Below are 18,613 nucleotides of genomic sequence, written 5' to 3' on the forward strand. Positions count from 1 at the left end.
TTCTACTATGCCATAAGCGGCCGCCGATGCCGCCGCGGGGGTGGGCGCAGACAGCGATGCGACCTGGGGCGCGCGCGGCGACTGAGGCGTGCGGTCGAGCAGGCTGCCATCGAGGGACTGCACCGGCGTCTCCTGCAGGGCAATCGCCGCCAGGCGCGCGAGCGCCGCGTCGCGGAACGCCTGCGCTTCATCCAGCGCCGCGGTGGCATCGGCCACTTCGCTGCGCGCGGTGCAGGCGCGGCAGGATCCGTTCCCGCGCAGCCTGATGCAGGTGATGGGCAAGCAACTGGCGCTGCTCGAACGCGACACCGCGCAGCGGCAATGCAGCGGCGCGGGTCCGCAGGCGCGGCTGCGCACGCTGCGCCTGCTCGGCGACGAACTGAGCACGGCGTTTCCCGACCTGGCCGACGACAGCCGCTTCCGCGAGCACGCCGATGCGCTGCGCGCCGGTGTGGACGCGGCGCTGGCACAGCCGCCGGCCGACTGCGCCGCGCTGGCGCAGGCGCGCCAGCAGATCGACGAACGCTGCGACGCCTGCCACCGCGATTTCCGCTGAGCGTTCGCTGAGAGCGGCGCCGAGCTTGCTGCAGGGGTTTCGCTGACGGACCGACGCAGGCCTCGCTGCGCTGTCGGCGTGGCTTCAGCGCACATGTGCCAGTGCGCGTATCGATGAATTGCCGCTGACGCGAGCCGGCGCGAGGCTGAACGGCACCTGCCAGGGTTGGCGTTGCATTCACGCAGGGGTGGACAGGATGCGTGCGAACGCGGCGCTGCCGCCGCGCTCCATCACTGTCGAGGAGAGCACCCATGAAGATTCAACTGATGGCCACCGCTGCCGTGGCGACCCTGGCGCTGGCAGGCTGCGCCACGTCCCCGGGCTATGGCGGCGGTTACGGCGGCGGCTACAGCCAGCCGGCGCGTGGCGGTTACACCCAGACCCGCTGCGCCGACTGCGGCATCGTTACCCGCATCGACACCGTACCGTCCGGCCGCACCGCGCCGTCGGCCACGGGCGCGATCCTGGGCGGCATCGTCGGCGCGGTCGCCGGCCACGAGATTTCCGACCATACCGGCGGCAGCAAGGGCAACCAGAACGTGTCGGCGGTGGCCGGCGCGGCGGCTGGCGCGCTGGCCGGCAACCAGATCCAGAAGAACGTCACCAGCGATACCTACGACGTGCATGTGCAGATGGACGACGGCCGGGTGATCGTGGTCAACCAGCGCGACCTGGCCGGGGTGCGCGAGAACACCTACGTGCGCGTGGTCAACGGGCGCGTCGTGCCGCGCTGATCGGCCTCGGCGAGCTGCCCCGAAACGCAAAAAGGCCCGCAGCGCGGGCCTTTTTGCTGCGCGCGGCGCCGCGCGCGACAGCGCCTCAGAGCGGCTGCACCGCGTCGGCCTGCAGGCCCTTCTGGCCCTGCACCACGGTGAAGCTGACCTTCTGGCCTTCCTTCAGGCTCTTGAAGCCTTGGGTCTGGATCGCCCGGAAGTGCACGAACACGTCCTCGCCGTTTTCGCGGCTGATGAAACCGAAACCCTTGGCATCGTTGAACCACTTCACGGTGCCGTTTTCGCGATTGCCAGTGCCGTTCATGATCGACTTACTCCTTGGAACACGTCTCAGGGGTGGGTACGCCGTGGGGTGCGGCGGCTGGTTGCAAGGAGGAAGCGAGGTATAACGATGTAGCGGATCGGTGGATCTACCGCATCAGGCCACGATTCACGGTGACCTTTGCAAACGCAGCGGCTGCAACTTACCCCGGTCAAAATGAAAATGCAATCAGCAAAAAGACCCCATCTGTCAACCCCCAAATCTCCCCCGCGGTGAGCCACGTGGACCCTGCGTTCATCTATTACGTCTGTGCCGGCCTCCTGGTTCTGGTCGGGCTGGCAGGGGTGCTGCTGCCGGCCCTGCCCGGCACCCCGCTGATGTTCGCCGGGATGCTGCTGGCGGCCTGGGCCGACGGCTTCCAGCGGCTGGGCTGGCCGACGCTGACCGTGCTGGGCGTGCTCACCGCGCTATCGCTGCTGGTCGACCTGCTGGCCACCGCGTTCGGTGCGCAGCGCGTCGGCGCCAGCCGCAAGGCGCTGTGGGGATCGGTGCTGGGCGGGATCGCCGGCATGTTCTTCATGCCGATCGGGCTGTTCGTCGGCCCCTTCGTCGGTGCTCTGGCCGGGGAGTACTGGCACGGCCGCGAACTGCGCCAGGCGACCCGCGTCGGCGTCGGCACCTGGCTGGGCATCGTCCTGGGCACCGCCGCCAAGCTCGGCCTGGCCCTGGCGATGCTCGCGGTGTTCGCGGTGGCCTGGCTGCTCTGACGCAGCACGCCTGAAGACGGCGTCGCGGCGGCAGCATGAACGTGTGATGACCCTGTTGTCGTCACTTCCTGTATTTTCCCTGCCGGCCATTCACCCCGGCAGCGCACCACCCGCCCGCGCCGCCCGTTGCAGCGAGAACCGCATGTCCCATCGTCAGGTCCGTCCCCTGTTGCTGCTGTCGATCGCGGCCGTGCCGCTTGCGCACGCGCAGGAAGTCCTGCCCACCCCCGCCTCGCCGGAAGCCTGCGTGGCGATTTCCAGCGACGCCGCCCGCCTGGCCTGCTATGACCAGGCGTTGTCGCGCCGCACCGCCGATCCGCAGGCCGCCGATGCCGCGGCAAAGGCTGCCAGCGAACGCCAGAAGCAACAGCTGGACGCCAGCGTGCCGGAAGACGCCGGCGTCGCCGAGCGCACCCGCCAGCGCGCCGCCGCGATCTTCAAGCAGGACCGCTACGACAGCACCATCGCCAATGCCGGCAAGGGCTCGCTGCTGGACAGCCGCTGGGAACTGGCCAAGGACTCCAAGCTGGGCACCTTCCAGCTGCGCGCCTACAAGCCGGTGTACCTGCTGCCGGCGTTCTGGACCAGCAAGAAGAACGAGCTGCCGTCCTCGCCGAACCCGGTCAACACGGTGACCACCGCCGAGCCGCTGGACAGCGTGGAGGCGAAGTTCCAGCTGAGCTTCAAGACCAAGATCGTGGAGAACATCTTCGGCGACAACGGCGACCTGTGGGGCGCGTATACCCAGAGCTCGCGCTGGCAGGTCTACAACGCGGAGCAGTCGCGGCCGTTCCGCGAGACCAACTACGAGCCGGAACTGATGCTGGTGTTCCGCAACAACTACAGCCTGTTCGGCTGGAAGGGACGGATGACCGGCATCCAGCTGACCCACCAGTCCAACGGCCGCAGCGATCCGCTGTCGCGCAGCTGGAACCGGGCGATGCTCAACATCGGCCTGGACCGCGACAACTGGGCGCTGGTGCTGCGCCCCTGGTACCGCATCCCGGAGAGCCGCAAGCAGGACAACAATCCGGACATCGAGGACTACATGGGCCGCGGCGACGCGACCCTGATCTACAACCGCAACGGCCACGAGGTGGCGCTGATGGCACGGCATTCGCTGCGCGGCGGCGACCGCTCGCACGGCGCGGTGCAGCTGGACTGGGGCTTCCCGATCAGCAACCTGCTGCGCGGCCATGTGCAGGTGTTCGACGGCTATGGCGAGAGCATGATCGACTACAACCACCGCGCCACCTACGTCGGCGTCGGCATCTCGCTGCTGGAATGGTTCTGATCGGCCACGGCTGAGCGGCGCACGCGACGCCCGCCTGGGCGTCGCGTGCGCTAGCCGCGGTCGCGACGCGACCGCGCCCACCAATCGCCGATCGCTCAGAACCGGTAGTTGCCCTTCAGCCACAGGTTGCGGCCCGGTTCGGCGATACGCACCGGGTCGGCCGGGAAGCCGAAATCGGCGCTGCCGGCCAGGTTGAGATGTTCGCTGTAGCGGCGGTCGAACACGTTGTCGATGCCGGCGCTCAGCCGCAGCGCCTCACTGACCCGGTAGCCGCCGCTCACCCCCAGCGTGGCGAAACCGGCGCTGCGGCCGAGGTCGCGGCCAACCACGTTGCCTTGGTCCAACGCCACCCGCCCCTGCCGCGCCACCGCGCGCAGCAACGCCCCGGCCGACCAGCGCTGCCCTTCCCACTCCAGTCGCAGCCGCGATTCCAGCGGCGGCATCTGCGGCAAGGGCGTGCCGTCGCTGCGGTTCTCGCCCCAGGCGTAGGCCAGCGTGCCGCCGAGAGTCAGGCCGTGCAACGGCTGCCAATCCAGTCCCGCCTCGGCGCCGGCGATGCGCGCATCGACATTGTCGACGCGGGTGGTGGTGCCCATCATGCCGCCGTCAGCATAGGTAAAGAGGATGAAGTCCTGCACCCGCCCGGCGTAGGCGGAGACCCAACCCTGCACGGTCGCGCCGCGGTACTGCAGGCCGAGATCGAGCTGGGTGGTGCGTTCCGGGCGCAGCCCGGCGAAGGCGTTGGCCGCGCCCATCGGGCCCATGTCCGCAGAGAACAGCTCCCAGTAGTCCGGCATGCGTGCGCTGCGGCCCAGGCCGGCATACCAGACGGTGTCGGCCGAGAGGTTGCGCTCCACGCGCAGGAAGCCGCTGCCCAGGTCTTCGCTGCGCGTCTGCCCGGCGGTGGGATTGGGCATGCCCATCATGCCGATGCTGCGCCGGGTGTCCTCGACCTGCGCGCGATCCAGGCGCAGGCCGGCGATCCAGCGCTGCGCCGTGCCGGCGCCGAAGGTCGCCTCGGCGAAGGCGCCGAGATTGTCGAACCGCGCGTCGGTGCGCCACGGCACGGTCCGGTATGCGCCCTCGCCGCTGGCGCTGCGGTCGCGGTGGCGGCTTTGCTGGGTGTCGACGCCGGCCTGGACCACGACCTGCTCCCAGCGCCACTCCGATTCCACGCGCCCGCCGCGGGTGCGCCGGTCCACGTTGGCGGCCATCGGCATCGGCATCGCCGACTGCGGGTTGGGCCGGCGCAACGTGTAGTTGTCCATGACGTGGTCGGCGTCGTTGACGTAGGCGTTGGCGCGCAGCGCTTCCCAGGCGCCAGGCAGGTCGGTGCGCTCGAAGCGCGCGGCGTAGCTGGTGCGACGGAACTGGGTGCCGTCCATGCTGCGCCCGGCGTAGCGGGCCAGGCCGTCGCCGCTGCCGGCGGAGAGTTCCAGCACGGTGTCCGGGTCCGGGGTCCAGCCGACCGCGGCGTCGGCATTCCACTTGCGCCAGCGCGACGGCACCACTGCGCCGTCGCCATCGCGGTAGTCGCCGGACTCGGAGCGGTTGGCGTCCACGCGGGCGTAGCCGCTGCGGTTGCCGCCACGCAGGTCCAGGTTCTGGTCGTTGCGGCTCCAGGACCCGACCAGCGCGCTGGCCTCGCCTTCCAGCGTCGGCGCAGCGTAATGCGGTGTGTCGCGCTCGAAGCGCACGGTGCCGGCGGAGGCGCCGGGGCCCCAGCGCACGGTCTGCGGGCCCTTGACGATGGTGAGCCGGTCGAAGGTCTCCAGCGCGATGTAGGACAAGGCGTTGTCCATCCGCGCCGGGCACGCGCCGACCAGGGTACCGTCGTTGCTGAGCACGTTGAGCCGCGAGCCGAACATGCCGCGCAGCACCGGATCGCCGTTGGTGCCGCCGTTGCGGATCGCGGCGAAGCCCGGCACGGTCTTCAGATAGTCGGCGCCGTCGCTGGCCGGCACCGGCTGCCGCGGCAGCTTCGGATCGACCGTCCAGGTCAGCGGCGCGACCGGCGCGGTGGCAGTCACCTGCATCCGGTCGAGGGTGGTGGCATCGGGCGCTTCGGCATGGCCGGAAGCGGGAAACAGACTGACAAGAATGCAGCACGACAACGCCGCCCGCGTGGGCGACGGCAGGAACTGAGGCATGAGGTGGACTCCAGAAAAGAACGGCGCCGGCGCGCTTAGCGCACCGGAAACAGGAGAGCGTTCTGGAGATTCGGTGGCGGCCCGCGTGCGGCGTGCGCCCGCCAGCGCACAGCGGCATGGACGCGATGACGCAGCGGCGTCGCGGCCCTCGGCGCCGGCAAGGCCGCGGCCAGCAGCAGGACGATCGCCAGCCATGGCAGCAGCCGTGCGGCGAGCAGGCAGTAATCGCAGGCGGCATGCGCCGGGCCATGGTCGCGCTGTGCGCCCGACACCTTGTGGTGATCGGCGTGGATCGCGTGCGCGGCACCGTGTTCCGGTGGCAGTTCCGGCATCGCCTGCAACCCGGCCGTCGTGCACATCGGCACCGACAGGCTTGCGGTCTCCAGCAGCCGGCTGGCCACCGGCGCGACCACCAGCAACAGCGCGGCCAGCAAGGCGGGCCAGCGCATCAGGCGGCGCAGTCGGGCGGGGGCACGGAGGGCGGACACCGCATCATTCTAGGCGGCCGCGTCGGCAGCGGGTCGGCCGCAGTCGCGGGTGCGACAACGTGACGCAGGAGGGGGCGCCGCATGCTGCGCGGCGACGCGCGACGCCTCTTGCGCGCGGTGAATCACGTGAGCGGTCAGCGCACGTGCTTGTGAATCAGCGCTTTGCTGATTCGGCTCTCATGTCGAAGAGCAGAAAAAAGGGACGAGCACAGTTTCCGCGAACCCACTTCCGTTGCCCGGGGAAGCTGCCGGAACCCCGACAGCCGACGCCCCACGACATAGCCACCGTTGCTTCCGAAACCACGCTTCCGCGCCATACCTCACGCCCAGTCGGTAATGCCTTCCCGCCGATAGGTCTCGTGGAACGCCGGGCGCGCCTTCATCCGCTCGGCCAGCGCCTTGAGCGCCGGCCAGCTGTCGGTGGGCCGCGGCATGTTGCGCGACCAGCGCATCAGCATGACCAGCACGAAGTCGGCGGCGCTGCAGTGCTCTCCCAGCAGATACGGGCCGCCCTGCTCCAGGTGGGCCGCCACCTCGTCCCAGGCCTTTTCCAGGAACGCGCGGGCACTGGCGCGCACGCGCTCGGCATTGTCGGCGCCGGCCGGTTCGTCGGGATAGAACCAGTCGCGGTAGGCCGGCATCAGGGTGTAGGCGCCGAACAGCATCCAGCGGTAATAGGCCGCGCGTTCATGGGTGCCGGGCGGCGGCGCCAGGCCGGCGTGCGGATAGAGGTCGGCCAGGTGCATGGCGATGGCGACCGATTCGGTCAGCACCTGCCCGTCCAGCACCAGGGTCGGTACCCGCCCCTGCGGGTTGAGCGCCAGGTACTCGGGGCTCTTCTGCTCCTGGCGCTCGAAATCGAGCATGCGCAGTTCGAAATCGACCTGCAGTTCGATCAGCAACCAGTGCACGACGAACGAGGCGGTACTGGGCGAACCGTAAAGCACGATGGACACGACGCTTTCCCCGGAGACGGAACCAGCGCCGATTATTGCCGCGGCGCCGGCACACCGCCAGCGCCGCGCGCAACGCCGACGACTTCGTCGGCGTCCGCGCTGCGGCCGATCAGGCCTCGACCACCACCGGGATCTTGCCGATGCGCGCCTGCCACTCGCGCGGGCCGGTCTTGTGCACCGACTCGCCGCTGGCATCGACCGCCACGGTCACCGGCATGTCCTTGACCTCGAACTCGTAGATCGCCTCCATGCCCAGGTCTTCGAACGCCAGCACCTTGCTGGCCTTGATCGCCTTGGACACCAGGTAGGCCGAGCCGCCGACCGCCATCAGGTACACCGCCTTGTTGTCGCGGATCGCGGCGATCGCCGCATCGCCGCGCTCGGACTTGCCGACCATGCCCAGCAGGCCGGTCTGCTCCAGCATCTGCCGGGTGAACTTGTCCATGCGTGTGGCGGTGGTGGGGCCGGCCGGGCCGACCACTTCGTCGCGCACCGGATCGACCGGGCCGACGTAGTAGATGAAGCGGTTGGTGAAGTCCACCGGCAGCGTCTCGCCGCGGTTGAGCATGTCGATCATGCGCTTGTGCGCGGCGTCGCGGCCGGTGAGCAGCTTGCCGTTGAGCAGGATCGTCTCGCCCGGCTTGAAGCTGGCCACTTCCTCGCGGGTGATGGTGTCCAGGTTCACCCGGCGCGCATTGGTCGGGTTGTAGGTCAGCTTGGGCCAGTCTTCCAGCGATGGCGGATCCAGCATCACCGCGCCGCTGCCGTCCAGGGTGAAGTGCGCATGGCGGGTCGCCGCGCAATTGGGGATCAGCGCCACCGGCAGGTTGGCGGCGTGGGTCGGATAGTCCTTGACCTTGATGTCCAGCACCGTGGTCAGGCCGCCCAGGCCCTGCGCGCCGATGCCCAGCGCGTTGACCTTCTCGTACAGTTCCAGGCGCAGCTCCTCGGCACGGTTGGACGCGCCGCGGGCCTGCAGGTCGACGATGTCGATCGGCTCCATCAGCGCTTCCTTGGCCAGCAGCATCGCCTTCTCGGCGGTGCCGCCGATGCCGATGCCGAGCATGCCCGGCGGGCACCAGCCGGCGCCCATGGTCGGCACGGTCTTGAGCACCCAGTCGACGATGGAGTCGGAGGGATTGAGCATGGCAAACTTGCTCTTGGCCTCCGAGCCGCCGCCCTTGGCCGCGACGATGACGTCGACGGTGTCGCCGGGGACGACCTTCACGTTGACCACCGCCGGGGTGTTGTCCTTGGTGTTCTGGCGTTTGCCGGCCGGGTCGGCCAGCACCGAGGCGCGCAGCTTGTTGTCCGGATGGTTGTAGGCGCGGCGCACGCCCTCGTTGACCATGTCTTCCACGCCCATGGTGGCGTCGTCCCAGCGCACGTTCATGCCGATCTCGAGGAACACGGTGACGATGCCGGTGTCCTGGCAGATCGGCCGGTGGCCTTCGGCGCACATGCGCGAATTGATCAGGATCTGTGCGATGGCGTCCTTGGCCGCCGGCGACTGCTCGCGCTCGTAGGCCGCGGACAGGTTCTTGATGTAGTCGACCGGGTGGTAGTAGCTGATGTACTGCAGCGCGTCGGCGACGGACTGGATGAGGTCTTCCTGCTTGATCGAGGTCACGGCTGGCTCTGCGGCTGGCGGGGGGAAACCCGCCCATTTTAGGGCAAAGTGGCGGCCCCGCCCGCTGTCACGCCAGCACGCCCTGTTCCGTCCTGGTCGTCATGACCCACGATCCGACCTTCGAATCCCACCGCCCCCGGCTGTTCGGCCTGGCCTACCGCCTGCTCGGCAGCCGCGCCGACGCCGAGGACACCGTGCAGGACGCCTGGCTGCGCTGGCAGGCCAGCGACCGCAGCACGATCCGCGACCCCGAGGCCTGGCTGGTGACCGCCACCACCCGGCTCGGCCTGGACCGCCTGCGCGCGGCGCGCAGCGCCCGCGTCCACTACGTCGGCCCGTGGCTGCCCGAGCCGCTGGAGATCGCCGACGACGCCGACCCGGCCGAGCGCCATGACCGCGCCGAGCAGGTGTCGCTGGCGTTCCTGGCATTGCTGGAGCGGCTGAACCCGCACGAGCGCGCGGCGTTCCTGCTGAAGGAGGCCTTCGACCACGACTACGCGCAGATCGGCCGCACCCTGGAGCGCAGCGAGGCCGGCTGCCGGCAACTGGTGCACCGGGCGCGCGAACGGCTCGGCCAGGGCCAGGCCCGCTTCGCGGTCACGCCCGAACGCCACCGCCAGCTGCTGGAGCGCTTCCTGCACGCCTCGCAGCGCGGCGATCGCGCCGCCATCGTCGCCTTGCTGCACGCCGACGCGCAGTTGCGCTCCGACGGCGGTGGCAAGGTCACCGCCAGCCTGCGCCCCCTGCACGGCGCCGAGCGCATCGGCCGGCTGTACTGGGCCGTGGCGCGGCGCGGCCTGGGCCTGCGGCGCGGATCGGCACGGTCAACGGCGAACCGGCGATCCTGCGCTTCCTGGGGCCGCGGCTGCAGTCGGCGACGCTGCTGGTGATCGACGGCGAGCGCATCGCCGAAGTGCTGACGCTGATGAACCCGGACAAATTGCCGGCGCCGACGGCGCGACCTGCAGCCAGCCGTGACTGACCTGCGCCGGCGCTGTCACGCCGCGACGCACAGCCGCGTCCTGGAGGGGAAGGCGGCCATGGTGGCCGCCATGCGCGACCCACCATGCACTTCCATCGCATCGACTACACCCGCCACGAACCCGACGCATTCCGCGCCCTGCTCACCGCCAGCCAGCAGGTCCACGACGGCACGCTCGGCAGTGCCCTCACCGAACTGGTGTTCTTGCGCGTCTCCCAGCTCAACGGCTGCGCCTACTGCATCGACATGCATGCCACCGCCCTGCGCAAGGCGGGCACCGAACCGCGCAAGCTCGACACCCTCGCCGCCTGGCGCGACAGCCGCTTCTTCGACGCCCGCGAGCGCGCCGCGCTGGACTGGGCCGAAGCGCTGACCACGCTGCCTGCCGGCGCGCCGCCGCAGGCCGTGTACGACGCACTGACGGCGCAGTTCGACCCGGCCGGAATCAGCGCGCTGACCATGGCCGTGGCCCTGATCAATGCCTGGAACCGGCTGGGCGTGGGGCTGCAGCCGGCGCTGCCGTAAGGGTGCTGCGCGTCGGGATTGGGGATTCGGAGGCAGGATCGCGCAACCGGCGGGATGCATAGCGCTTCCGAATCCCGAGTGCTGGCAGCTGGACGTACGGCCTACACGCCAACGCCAGGCAGCCCCCCAGCGCGCGCGGTTCTGCTTGCACGAATCCCCAATCCCGAATCCCCACTCCCGCCACCAAGACCGACATGTCCCCGCAACACGCCGCCGCTAGCGTGGCGCGCATCCCAGACGTGGAGCGCGCGCATGATCGAGAACGCCCTTGCTGTCGGCCTGGCCGACGAGACCGACCTGGCCCTCGCCTCCCCCGAACCGCAGTCCCGCGCCAGCGCCAGCTACCGCCATCGCCTGCTGATGTGCGCGCCGCAGCACTTCGCGGTGGACTACGTGATCAATCCGTGGATGGAAGGCAACGTCCACGCCGCCAGCCGCGAGCGCGCGCAGGCGCAGTGGAACGCGCTGGTGGCAGCTGCCGAGGCGGCAGGCGCCCGCGTCGACTGCATCGCTGCCGCGCCGGGCCTGCCGGACATGGTGTTCAGCGCCAACGCCGGCCTGGTGCTAGGCGACCGTTTCGTGCCCAGCCGCTTCCGCCACGCCGAACGCCGTGGCGAGGAAGCCTTGTTCGCCGCCTGGTGCCGCCAGGCCGGCCTGCGCATCTGCGAACTGCCCGAGCAGGTGTATTTCGAAGGCGCCGGCGACGCGCTGCTGGACCGCGGCGCTCGCCGGCTGTGGATGGGCCACGGCCACCGCAGCGACCTGGCCGCCGCGCACGAGCTGACCGACCTGCTGGACATCGAGGTGGTGCCGCTGCGCCTGGTCGACGCGCGCTTCTATCACCTGGACACCTGCTTCTGCCCGCTGCGCGACGGCTACCTGCTGTACTACCCGGCCGCCTTCGACGCCGACGCGCAACAGGCGATCGCCCAGCACATCCCGGCGTCGCGGCGCATCGCCGTGGGCGAGGCCGATGCCCTCGCCTTCGCCTGCAACGCGGTGGACCTGGACGACACCCTGCTGCTCAACCGCGCCTCGCCCGCGCTGTGCGCCGCTTTGGCCGCGATCGGCTACCGCGTGGTGCAGACCCCGCTGGATGAATTCCTCAAGGCCGGCGGCGCCGCCAAGTGCCTGACCTTGCGTTTGGACGAGTAGGTCGAGCGCGGCGTCATTTGATTGGCCGTTGCACTGCGCAGTGGACTTACGCTCATGGGTTCCTGTGAGTACAGGCGGTCGCGGCTGAAGCCGCTCCTGTAGAAAGCCAGCAAATCCCTGTAGGAGTGGCTTCAGCCGCGATGGGCTTTGCCGACACGTCCGGCGGGCACAGATTCTCTGCAGCAGTACCACGTCGAACGTCGGCAAGGGTTGGCGCAATAGCACGGTGCGCGGAATGGGCGAATGAGAGTACAGGCGACGCCTCGTGCACCCAACTCCGCGAGACGCTTCGCGCCGCACCCACACCCGTCTCCGGGTGGGAAAGAGGCTAGGTTGTTCCTTCTCCCCTCGGGACCATGGCCCCCTTCTTGGGGGAAGGTGCCCCGAAGGGGCGGATGAGGGTACGGGCGCAGCTTCGCACATCCAACTCCGCGAGACGCTTCGCGCCGGACCCTCACCCCAACCCCTCTCCCGGTGGGAGAGGGGCTTAATCCCCACACTCCCCGCGCACACCCGCCCCCGGCACAATGCGCCGATGGCATCTTCCTCCCCTTCTCATGGCGGCGCCCGCGCCGCGCCCCGCACCGGTCCGAGCCTGCGCGAGCGCTTCGACGCGATGCGCAACCTGCCGCCGTTCCTGCGCCAGATCTGGCAGACCAGCCGCTGGCTGACCCTCAGCAGCATCGGCCTGCGCGTGATCCGGGCGTTGCTGCCGGTGGCCTCGCTGTACGTCGGCAAGCTGATCATCGACGAGGCCATCCACCTGGTTGGGCAATCGCCCGGGTTCGACACGCTGGGCCAGGCCCTGGCCAGCGGCCGCCTGAACCGGCTGCTGGAACTGCTGGGCCTGGAGCTGGCGCTGGCGATCGCCTCGGACCTGCTCGGGCGGCTGGTCAGCTACGCCGACACGCTGCTGTCGGAGCTGTTCAACAACACCACCAGCATGCAGTTGATGGAGCACGCCGCGCAGTTGGACCTGGAGGATTTCGAGGATCCGGAGCAGCAGGACCGGCTGGACCGCGCGCGGCGCCAGACCATGGGCCGCATGAACCTGATGAGCCAGTTGTTCGGCCAGGTGCAGGACGCGATCACCGTGGTCAGCTTCGCGGTCGGCCTGCTGGTCTACGCGCCGTGGCTCATCGCCCTGCTGGCGGTGGCGCTGGTGCCGGCCTTCATCGGCGAGGCGCACTTCAATGCGCTGGGCTACTCGCTCAACTTCCAGTGGACGGCCGAACGCCGCCAGCTCGACTACCTGCGCCAGCTCGGCGCCAGCGTCGAGACCGCCAAGGAAGTGAAGATCTTCAACCTGCACAACTTCCTGATCGCGCGCTACCGCGCCCTGGCCGACCGCTACTTCCAGGCCAACCGCGCGCTGGCGCGCAAGCGCATGCTGTGGGGCACGCTGCTGGCGGCGCTGGGCACGCTGGGCTACTACGGCGCCTACGGCTACATCGCCTGGCGCACCGTGCGCGGCGACTTCAGCATCGGCGACCTGACCTTCCTGGCCGGCAGCTTCCTGCGCCTGCGGCAGTTGCTGGAAGGCCTGCTGATCGGATTCTCGCAGGTGGCCGGGCAGGCGCTGTACCTGGACGATCTGTACTCGTTCTTCCGCATCGTCCCGGAGATCCGCACCCGCCCGGGCGCGGTACCGGTGCCGCGGCCGATCGTGCAGGGCTTCGTGTTCGAGAACGTCGGCTTCCGCTACCCGGACGCCGAACAGTGGGCGGTGCGGCACCTGGACTTCGCACTGCGCGCCGGCGAGGTGCTGGCCCTGGTCGGCGAGAACGGCGCCGGCAAGACCACCCTGGTCAAGCTGCTGGCGCGGCTGTACGACCCGGACGAGGGCCGCATCCTGCTCGACGGGCGCGACCTGCGCGACTACGACCTGGACGACCTGCGCGCCAACCTCGGGGTGATCTTCCAGGACTTCGTGCGCTACCACTTCAGCGCCGGCGAGAACATCGGCGTCGGCCAGGTCGACGCGCTGGACGACGCGCCGCGGATCCGCGCCGCCGCGCAGCGGGCGATGGCCGCCGAGTTGATCGACGGCCTGCCGCAGGGCTACGCGCAGGTGATCGGGCGCCGCTTCAAGACCGGCGTGGACCTGTCCGGCGGGCAATGGCAGAAGATCGCCATCGCCCGCGCCTACATGCGCGACGCACAGGTGATGATCCTCGACGAACCGACCGCCGCGCTGGACGCGCGCAGCGAGTTCGAGGTGTTCCAGCGCTTCAAGGAGCTATCCGACAACCGCACCGCGGTGCTGATCTCGCACCGCTTCTCCAGCGTGCGCATGGCCGACCGCATCCTGGTCCTGGCCGACGGCCGGATCGAGGCCAGCGGCACCCATGATGAACTGATGGCGCAGGGCGGCCGCTACGCGGAACTGTTCGAACTGCAGGCCGCTGGGTATCGTTAGCCCGTCCGCCCCTTCCGACACCGCCATGCTCCGCACCCTGCCCTGCCTGTTCGCCGCCGCCCTCGCCGTCCCGGCACTCGCCGCTCCCGCCGCGGACACGCCGGCGCCGTCCGACTACGCCGCGGCCAAGGCCCTGGCCGACCGCGACGAGGCCGGCCTGCCGGCGGCCATGCAGGAACGCCTGCAGACCCTGCAGCGCGCGGCGCTGGACGAGGGCGTGGCCAGCTGCGCCACGCCGCGTCCGGACACCTCGCCGTTCACCGTGGTGGTGCAGGTGCAGGCCGACGGCAGCGTCGGCGCCAGCTGGCGCAACGGCACCACGCCGCTGGCCCTGTGCCTGGAGCGCTTCCTGCGCCAGCGCCCGCTGCTGACGCCGCCGCAGGCGCCGCTGTACCTGTCCTACGAGGTCTCGTTCGAGAAGTGAGCCGCAGCGCTGCGACCCGCCCCGCCCTCAAATGAGATTTGATCTCATTTGAACCGGCATGGGGTAGAATGATCGCCGTTCCTTCCCCATCACGATCAACGGCATGTCTTCCGCTTTTGGCCCCGAAACGGTGCTCGATGTCCGCCACTGGACCGAGGACTACTTCAGCTTCACCACCACCCGCAACGACAGCTTCCGTTTCGACAACGGCCAGTTCGTGATGATCGGCCTGGAGACGGAGACGCGGCCGCTGCTGCGTGCCTATTCCATCGCCAGCGCCAACTGGGAAGAGCAGCTGGAGTTCTTCAGCATCAAGGTGCCGGACGGCCCGCTGACCTCGCGCCTGCAGCACATCAAGCCCGGCGATGCGGTGCTGGTCGGCAAGAAGCCCACCGGCACCCTGCTGATCAGCGACCTGCATCCGGGCCGTCACCTGTACCTGCTGGGCACCGGCACCGGGCTGGCGCCGTGGCTGTCGGTGATCAAGGATCCGGAAACCTACGAGCGCTTCGACAAGGTGATCCTCACCCACGGCGTGCGCTTCGAGAAGGACCTGGCCTACCGCGACTATTTCGAGAAGGAACTGCCGCAGCACGAGTTCCTGGGCGAGACCATCCGCGAGAAGCTGCTGTACTACCCGGCGGTGACCCGCGAGGACTTCCGCAACCGCGGCCGCCTCACCGAGTTGCTCGAGAGCGGCGAAATGCAGCGCACCCTCGGCCTGCCGCCGCTGAACCCGGAACACGACCGCGCGATGATCTGCGGCAGCCCGCAGATGCTGGCCGACCTGCGCCATACCCTGGACGCCCGCGGCTTCGTCGCCTCGCCGCGCATCGGCTCGCCGGGGCATTACGTGTTCGAGCGCGCCTTCGTCGAGAAGTGATGGCGCTGCGCGTCTCCGATCATAGGAGCGGCTTCAGCCGCGATGGGCGTTTCCGGTAAAGCATCGCGGCTGAAGCCGCTCCTGCCGGATAAGCGATACGGCGGCAGGTCAAAGCGAAATAGTGGGGAGTATTTTGTGGGAGGGACTTCAGTCCCGACGCCTTTAACTCGAACGCGTCGGGACTGAAGTCCCTCCCACAAGAGCAAGCATCCAGCATTCAAGACCACGCCGAGCGTCCTCGGCCGAATCGTTACCCCAGCGCCCGCTCGATCTCGTCGGCCAGCGCTTCCGGCTTGTCGGTCGGCGCATAACGCGCCAGCACCTGGCCGTCGCGGCCGACCAGGAACTTGCTGAAATTCCACTTGATCGCGGCGATGCCAAGCAGCCCGGATTTCTGCTGCTTGAGCCAGCGCCACAGCGGATGCGCGCCGTCGCCGTTGACCTGCACCTTGGCGAACATCGGGAAATCCACGTCGTAGCTCAGCGAACAGAACTGGCGGATCTCGGCGGCATCGCCCGGTTCCTGGTGGCCGAACTGGTCGCAGGGAAAGCCCAGTACCACCAGCCCGCGCTCGCGGTAGCGCTGCCACAGCGCCTGCAGCCCCGCGTACTGCGGGGTGAAACCGCACTTGGAGGCGACGTTGACGATCAACAGCACCTTGCCGGCGTACTCGGCGAGCGGCTGCGCCTGCCCGTCGAGCGTGGTCGCGGTGAAGGCGTAGGCGGTGGTCGGCGTATCCATGGATCCTCGTGGTGCGGCGCGCCGCAGCGGCGCTGGGTCGAGGCGATGCTACGCGGTGGCCGCAGGCGTCGCCAGCGGGCCGCAGCCGATGCGCGAGGCCGCGTCGCAGACGTCCGCGCGAACCAGCAATACACCGCCAGCGCACCACCGAGGCGTGACTGCACCGGCACAGCCACGCCGAAGAGCGCACTGCATCAAGGTTCACGCCAGATGCCGCAAAGCCCTGGGAAACAAGCGCCGATGCTGCAGCGCTCCCATGGCTTTCGTCACGGGTCACGCCTGCCGCCCTGGGGTAGCCTGCCCGATCACCATGATTGCGGATACCGCTTGATGACCTCTCGCCTCGCCCTTGCCCTCGCCGCCACGCTCGGACTCGCCATGCCCGCCTACGCCGCTCCGGCCACCACGCCCACCGCCGCCACGGCGGCCACGCAGGCCAACCCGTTCTTCGCCGAAAGTCCGCTGCCGCTGCATTACCCGCAGTTCGACAAGATCAAGGACAGCGATTTCGCGCCCGCGTTCGACGCCGGCATGGCGCAGCAGCTGAAGGAAATGCAGGCCATCGCCGATCAGACCGCCAAACCGACCTTCGACAACACCATCGTGGCGATGGAGAAGAGTGGGCAGATCCTGGACCGCGCCACCACCGTGTTCTTCAACCTGGTCGGCGCCGACACCAACGACACCCGCAAGAAACTGCAGGCCGACTATTCGACCAAGCTGGCCGCGCACCGCGACGCGATCGCGCTCAATCCCAAGCTGTTCGCACGCATCCAGACCCTGTACGACACCCGCAACCAGCTCGGTCTGGACGCGGAGGGCGTGCGCCTGATCGAGAAGTACCACAGCGACTTCGTCCGCGACGGCGCCAAGCTCAACGACGCCGACAAGGCCAAGCTCAAGGCGATGAACGCCGAACTGGCCGAACTGGGCACCAAGTTCAGCCAGAACGTGCTGGCCGAAGTGAACGCCGCCGCGGTGGTGGTGGACGATGTCAAGCAGCTCGACGGCCTGTCCGACGCGCAGATCGCCGCGGCCGCCGAAGCGGCCAAGGCGCGCAAGCTCGACGGCAAGTACGTGATCGCCCTGCTCAACACCACCGGCCAGCCGCCGCTGGCCCAGCTCAAGGATCGCGCCCTGCGGCAGAAGATCTACGAAGCCTCGGTGTCGCGCGGCAGCCACGGCGGCCCGTACGACAACACCGCGCTGGTGTCGCGGATCATGACCCTGCGCGCCGACCGCGCCAAGCTGCTCGGCTATCCGAACCACGCTGCCTACTCGCTGGAAACCCAGACCGCCAAGACCCCCGAAGCGGTCAACGCGATGCTCGGCAAGCTGGCCCCGGCCGCGGTGGCCAACGCCAAGCGCGAGGCAGCCGACCTGCAGGCGATGATCGACCAGGAGCAGAAAGCAGCCGGCAAGCCCAGCTTCAAGCTCGAGGCCTGGGACTGGGCCTACTACAGCGAGAAGGTGCGCCAGGCCAAGTACGACTTCGACGAGTCCCAGCTCAAGCCCTACTTCGAACTGAAGAACGTGCTGGAGAACGGCGTGTTCTACGCCGCCAACCAGGAGTACGGGCTGACCTTCAAGCAGCGCACCGACCTGCCGACCTACCGCGACGACGTGCTGGTCTACGACGTGTTCGACGCCGACGGCAGCCAGTTGGCGATCTTCATCGCCGACATGTACGCGCGCGAATCCAAGCGCGGCGGCGCCTGGATGAGCTCCTACGTGTCGCAGTCGGCGCTGACCGGCGACAAGCCGGTGGTCGCCAACCACCTCAACATCCCCAAGCCGCCGGCCGGGCAACCGACCCTGCTGACCTGGGACGAGGTCACCACCGCCTTCCACGAGTTCGGCCATGCGCTGCACGGCATGTTCTCGAACGTGAAGTACCCGTACTTCTCCGGCACCAGCGTGCCGCGCGACTTCGTCGAGTTCCCCTCGCAGGTCAACGAGATGTGGGCCGATGATCCGGCCATCCTCAAGCACTACGCCAAGCACTACCAGAGCGGCGCGCCGATGCCGCAGGCACTGCTGGACAAGGTGGTGGCCACCGCCAAGTTCAACCAGGGCTTCGCCACCACCGAGTACCTGGGCGCGGCGATGCTCGACCAGCGCTGGCACCAGCTGGGCGCCGGCCAGGTGCCGCCGGCATCGGGCGTGATGGACTTCGAGGCCAAGGCGCTGGCCGCCGACGGCATCGCCTATGCGCCGGTGCCGCCGCGCTACCGCACGCCGTACTTCAGCCACATCATGGGCGGCTACGCGGCCGGCTACTACGCCTACATCTGGGCCGAGGTGCTGGACGCCAACACCCAGCAGTGGTTCAAGCAGCACGGCGGGCTGAGCCGCGCCAACGGCGACCGCTTCCGCAAGACCCTGCTCTCGCGCGGCGGCAGCGTGGATGCGATGCAGTTGTTCCAGGACTTCGCCGGGCACGCGCCGCAGATCGAACCCTTGCTGGAGAAGCGCGGCCTCAACGCCACGCCGGCGGCGACGCCGAGCGCACGCTGAGGCGCAGCGCGGCACGGCCCGTGCGGCCGTGCCGCCACGTCGCGACGACGTCACAGCGGAACACACCCGCGACCGACCGCAGAACGCAACACGCACGACGCCCGGCTCAGCCGGGCGTCGTGTTTTTCA

16 protein-coding genes and 2 pseudogenes are annotated in these 18,613 nt (G+C 69.2%); 11 read left to right on the forward strand and 7 right to left on the reverse strand.

Going from position 1 to position 18,613, the window contains the following annotated elements; genetic code table 11:
* Window positions 1–216, reverse strand: a pseudogene (locus tag CEK66_RS12355) (TolC family protein); the annotation flags it as partial.
* Here CEK66_RS12355 and CEK66_RS12360 point away from each other — a divergent pair.
* Entirely contained in the window at window positions 203–556 is a 354-nt protein-coding gene (locus CEK66_RS12360; protein WP_152237120.1) for a hypothetical protein, read from the forward strand. The pseudogene CEK66_RS12355 and the gene CEK66_RS12360 sit on opposite strands and share 14 nt — an antisense overlap.
* 251 nt (window positions 557–807) lie before the next feature.
* Window positions 808–1,290 carry a glycine zipper 2TM domain-containing protein gene (locus tag CEK66_RS12365; RefSeq protein ID WP_017912805.1) on the forward strand — a complete coding sequence of 161 codons (483 nt, stop codon included), beginning with the start codon at window positions 808–810 and terminating at the stop codon, window positions 1,288–1,290.
* Window positions 1,291–1,375: 85 nt separating this feature from the next.
* Here the strand turns inward: CEK66_RS12365 and CEK66_RS12370 are convergent, their stop codons facing one another.
* On the reverse strand, window positions 1,376–1,594 hold the full coding sequence (locus CEK66_RS12370) for a cold-shock protein (RefSeq protein ID WP_017909030.1): 219 nt from the start codon (window positions 1,592–1,594) through the stop codon (window positions 1,376–1,378).
* A gap of 239 nt (window positions 1,595–1,833) precedes the next feature.
* Between CEK66_RS12370 and CEK66_RS12375 the strand changes: the two genes are divergently transcribed.
* Window positions 1,834–2,319 (forward strand): DUF456 domain-containing protein, encoded by a 486-nt coding sequence (locus CEK66_RS12375; protein ID WP_010344408.1) that lies wholly within the window; start codon window positions 1,834–1,836, stop codon window positions 2,317–2,319.
* Between the two features lie 142 nt (window positions 2,320–2,461).
* Window positions 2,462–3,613 (forward strand): phospholipase A, encoded by a 1,152-nt coding sequence (locus CEK66_RS12380; RefSeq protein ID WP_026143478.1) that lies wholly within the window; start codon window positions 2,462–2,464, stop codon window positions 3,611–3,613.
* A 95-nt stretch (window positions 3,614–3,708) separates the two neighbouring features.
* On the opposite strand, the gene CEK66_RS12385 is transcribed toward CEK66_RS12380, so the two are convergent.
* The 4 genes from CEK66_RS12385 to CEK66_RS12400 form a co-directional block, all read right to left on the reverse strand.
* Window positions 3,709–5,763: a TonB-dependent copper receptor gene (locus CEK66_RS12385; RefSeq protein ID WP_152237121.1), complete on the reverse strand. Its 2,055-nt coding sequence runs from the start codon at window positions 5,761–5,763 to the stop codon at window positions 3,709–3,711.
* Between the two features lie 35 nt (window positions 5,764–5,798).
* Complete coding sequence (locus CEK66_RS12390; protein ID WP_152237140.1) at window positions 5,799–6,212, reverse strand: DUF2946 family protein; 414 nt, start codon at window positions 6,210–6,212, stop codon at window positions 5,799–5,801.
* Window positions 6,213–6,571: 359 nt separating this feature from the next.
* Window positions 6,572–7,207 carry a glutathione S-transferase family protein gene (locus CEK66_RS12395; protein WP_152237122.1) on the reverse strand — a complete coding sequence of 212 codons (636 nt, stop codon included), beginning with the start codon at window positions 7,205–7,207 and terminating at the stop codon, window positions 6,572–6,574.
* A 109-nt stretch (window positions 7,208–7,316) separates the two neighbouring features.
* Complete coding sequence (locus CEK66_RS12400; protein WP_017912810.1) at window positions 7,317–8,837, reverse strand: fumarate hydratase; 1,521 nt, start codon at window positions 8,835–8,837, stop codon at window positions 7,317–7,319.
* A gap of 101 nt (window positions 8,838–8,938) precedes the next feature.
* Between CEK66_RS12400 and CEK66_RS12405 the strand changes: the two are divergent.
* From CEK66_RS12405 to CEK66_RS12430, 6 genes and pseudogenes are all read left to right on the forward strand, one after another.
* Window positions 8,939–9,819, forward strand: a pseudogene (locus CEK66_RS12405) (RNA polymerase sigma-70 factor).
* Window positions 9,820–9,903: 84 nt separating this feature from the next.
* Entirely contained in the window at window positions 9,904–10,344 is a 441-nt protein-coding gene (locus tag CEK66_RS12410) for a carboxymuconolactone decarboxylase family protein (protein WP_152237123.1), read from the forward strand.
* A 252-nt stretch (window positions 10,345–10,596) separates the two neighbouring features.
* The gene (locus tag CEK66_RS12415) at window positions 10,597–11,499 is read left to right on the forward strand and encodes an arginine deiminase-related protein (RefSeq protein ID WP_152237124.1); all 903 of its coding nucleotides are present in this window, start codon (window positions 10,597–10,599) and stop codon (window positions 11,497–11,499) included.
* Between the two features lie 535 nt (window positions 11,500–12,034).
* The gene (locus tag CEK66_RS12420; RefSeq protein ID WP_152237125.1) at window positions 12,035–13,918 is read left to right on the forward strand and encodes an ABC transporter ATP-binding protein; all 1,884 of its coding nucleotides are present in this window, start codon (window positions 12,035–12,037) and stop codon (window positions 13,916–13,918) included.
* Window positions 13,919–13,943: 25 nt separating this feature from the next.
* Window positions 13,944–14,342, forward strand: coding sequence for a hypothetical protein (locus CEK66_RS12425; protein WP_152237126.1), 399 nt, complete (start codon window positions 13,944–13,946; stop codon window positions 14,340–14,342).
* A gap of 103 nt (window positions 14,343–14,445) precedes the next feature.
* On the forward strand, window positions 14,446–15,225 hold the full coding sequence (locus CEK66_RS12430; RefSeq protein WP_152237127.1) for a ferredoxin--NADP reductase: 780 nt from the start codon (window positions 14,446–14,448) through the stop codon (window positions 15,223–15,225).
* 250 nt (window positions 15,226–15,475) lie between these two features.
* On the opposite strand, the gene CEK66_RS12435 is transcribed toward CEK66_RS12430, so the two are convergent.
* A complete protein-coding gene (locus CEK66_RS12435) occupies window positions 15,476–15,967 on the reverse strand; it encodes a glutathione peroxidase (protein ID WP_152237128.1) in 492 nt (163 codons plus the stop codon).
* Between the two features lie 330 nt (window positions 15,968–16,297).
* Between CEK66_RS12435 and CEK66_RS12440 the strand changes: the two genes are divergently transcribed.
* Complete coding sequence (locus tag CEK66_RS12440) at window positions 16,298–18,484, forward strand: M3 family metallopeptidase (protein WP_193312646.1); 2,187 nt, start codon at window positions 16,298–16,300, stop codon at window positions 18,482–18,484.
* Window positions 18,485–18,613 lie beyond the last annotated feature (129 nt).

The sequence above is a fragment of the Xanthomonas sp. LMG 12460 genome (genome assembly GCF_009192895.1).
In the GTDB taxonomy this organism is placed as follows: Bacteria; Pseudomonadota; Gammaproteobacteria; order Xanthomonadales; family Xanthomonadaceae; genus Xanthomonas_A; species Xanthomonas_A sontii.

Coding starts and splice junctions, on each gene's coding strand:
- CEK66_RS12380 (WP_026143478.1), top strand. CDS start 2,462: ATGTCCCATCGTCAGGTCCGTCCCCTGTTGCTGCTGTCGATCGCGGCC.
- CEK66_RS12390 (WP_152237140.1), bottom strand. CDS start 6,212: ATGCGCTGGCCCGCCTTGCTGGCCGCGCTGTTGCTGGTGGTCGCGCCG.
- CEK66_RS12410 (WP_152237123.1), top strand. CDS start 9,904: ATGCACTTCCATCGCATCGACTACACCCGCCACGAACCCGACGCATTC.
- CEK66_RS12365 (WP_017912805.1), top strand. CDS start 808: ATGAAGATTCAACTGATGGCCACCGCTGCCGTGGCGACCCTGGCGCTG.
- CEK66_RS12385 (WP_152237121.1), bottom strand. CDS start 5,763: ATGCCTCAGTTCCTGCCGTCGCCCACGCGGGCGGCGTTGTCGTGCTGC.
- CEK66_RS12425 (WP_152237126.1), top strand. CDS start 13,944: ATGCTCCGCACCCTGCCCTGCCTGTTCGCCGCCGCCCTCGCCGTCCCG.
- CEK66_RS12415 (WP_152237124.1), top strand. CDS start 10,597: ATGATCGAGAACGCCCTTGCTGTCGGCCTGGCCGACGAGACCGACCTG.
- CEK66_RS12435 (WP_152237128.1), bottom strand. CDS start 15,967: ATGGATACGCCGACCACCGCCTACGCCTTCACCGCGACCACGCTCGAC.
- CEK66_RS12430 (WP_152237127.1), top strand. CDS start 14,446: ATGTCTTCCGCTTTTGGCCCCGAAACGGTGCTCGATGTCCGCCACTGG.
- CEK66_RS12370 (WP_017909030.1), bottom strand. CDS start 1,594: ATGAACGGCACTGGCAATCGCGAAAACGGCACCGTGAAGTGGTTCAAC.
- CEK66_RS12420 (WP_152237125.1), top strand. CDS start 12,035: ATGGCATCTTCCTCCCCTTCTCATGGCGGCGCCCGCGCCGCGCCCCGC.
- CEK66_RS12440 (WP_193312646.1), top strand. CDS start 16,298: ATGACCTCTCGCCTCGCCCTTGCCCTCGCCGCCACGCTCGGACTCGCC.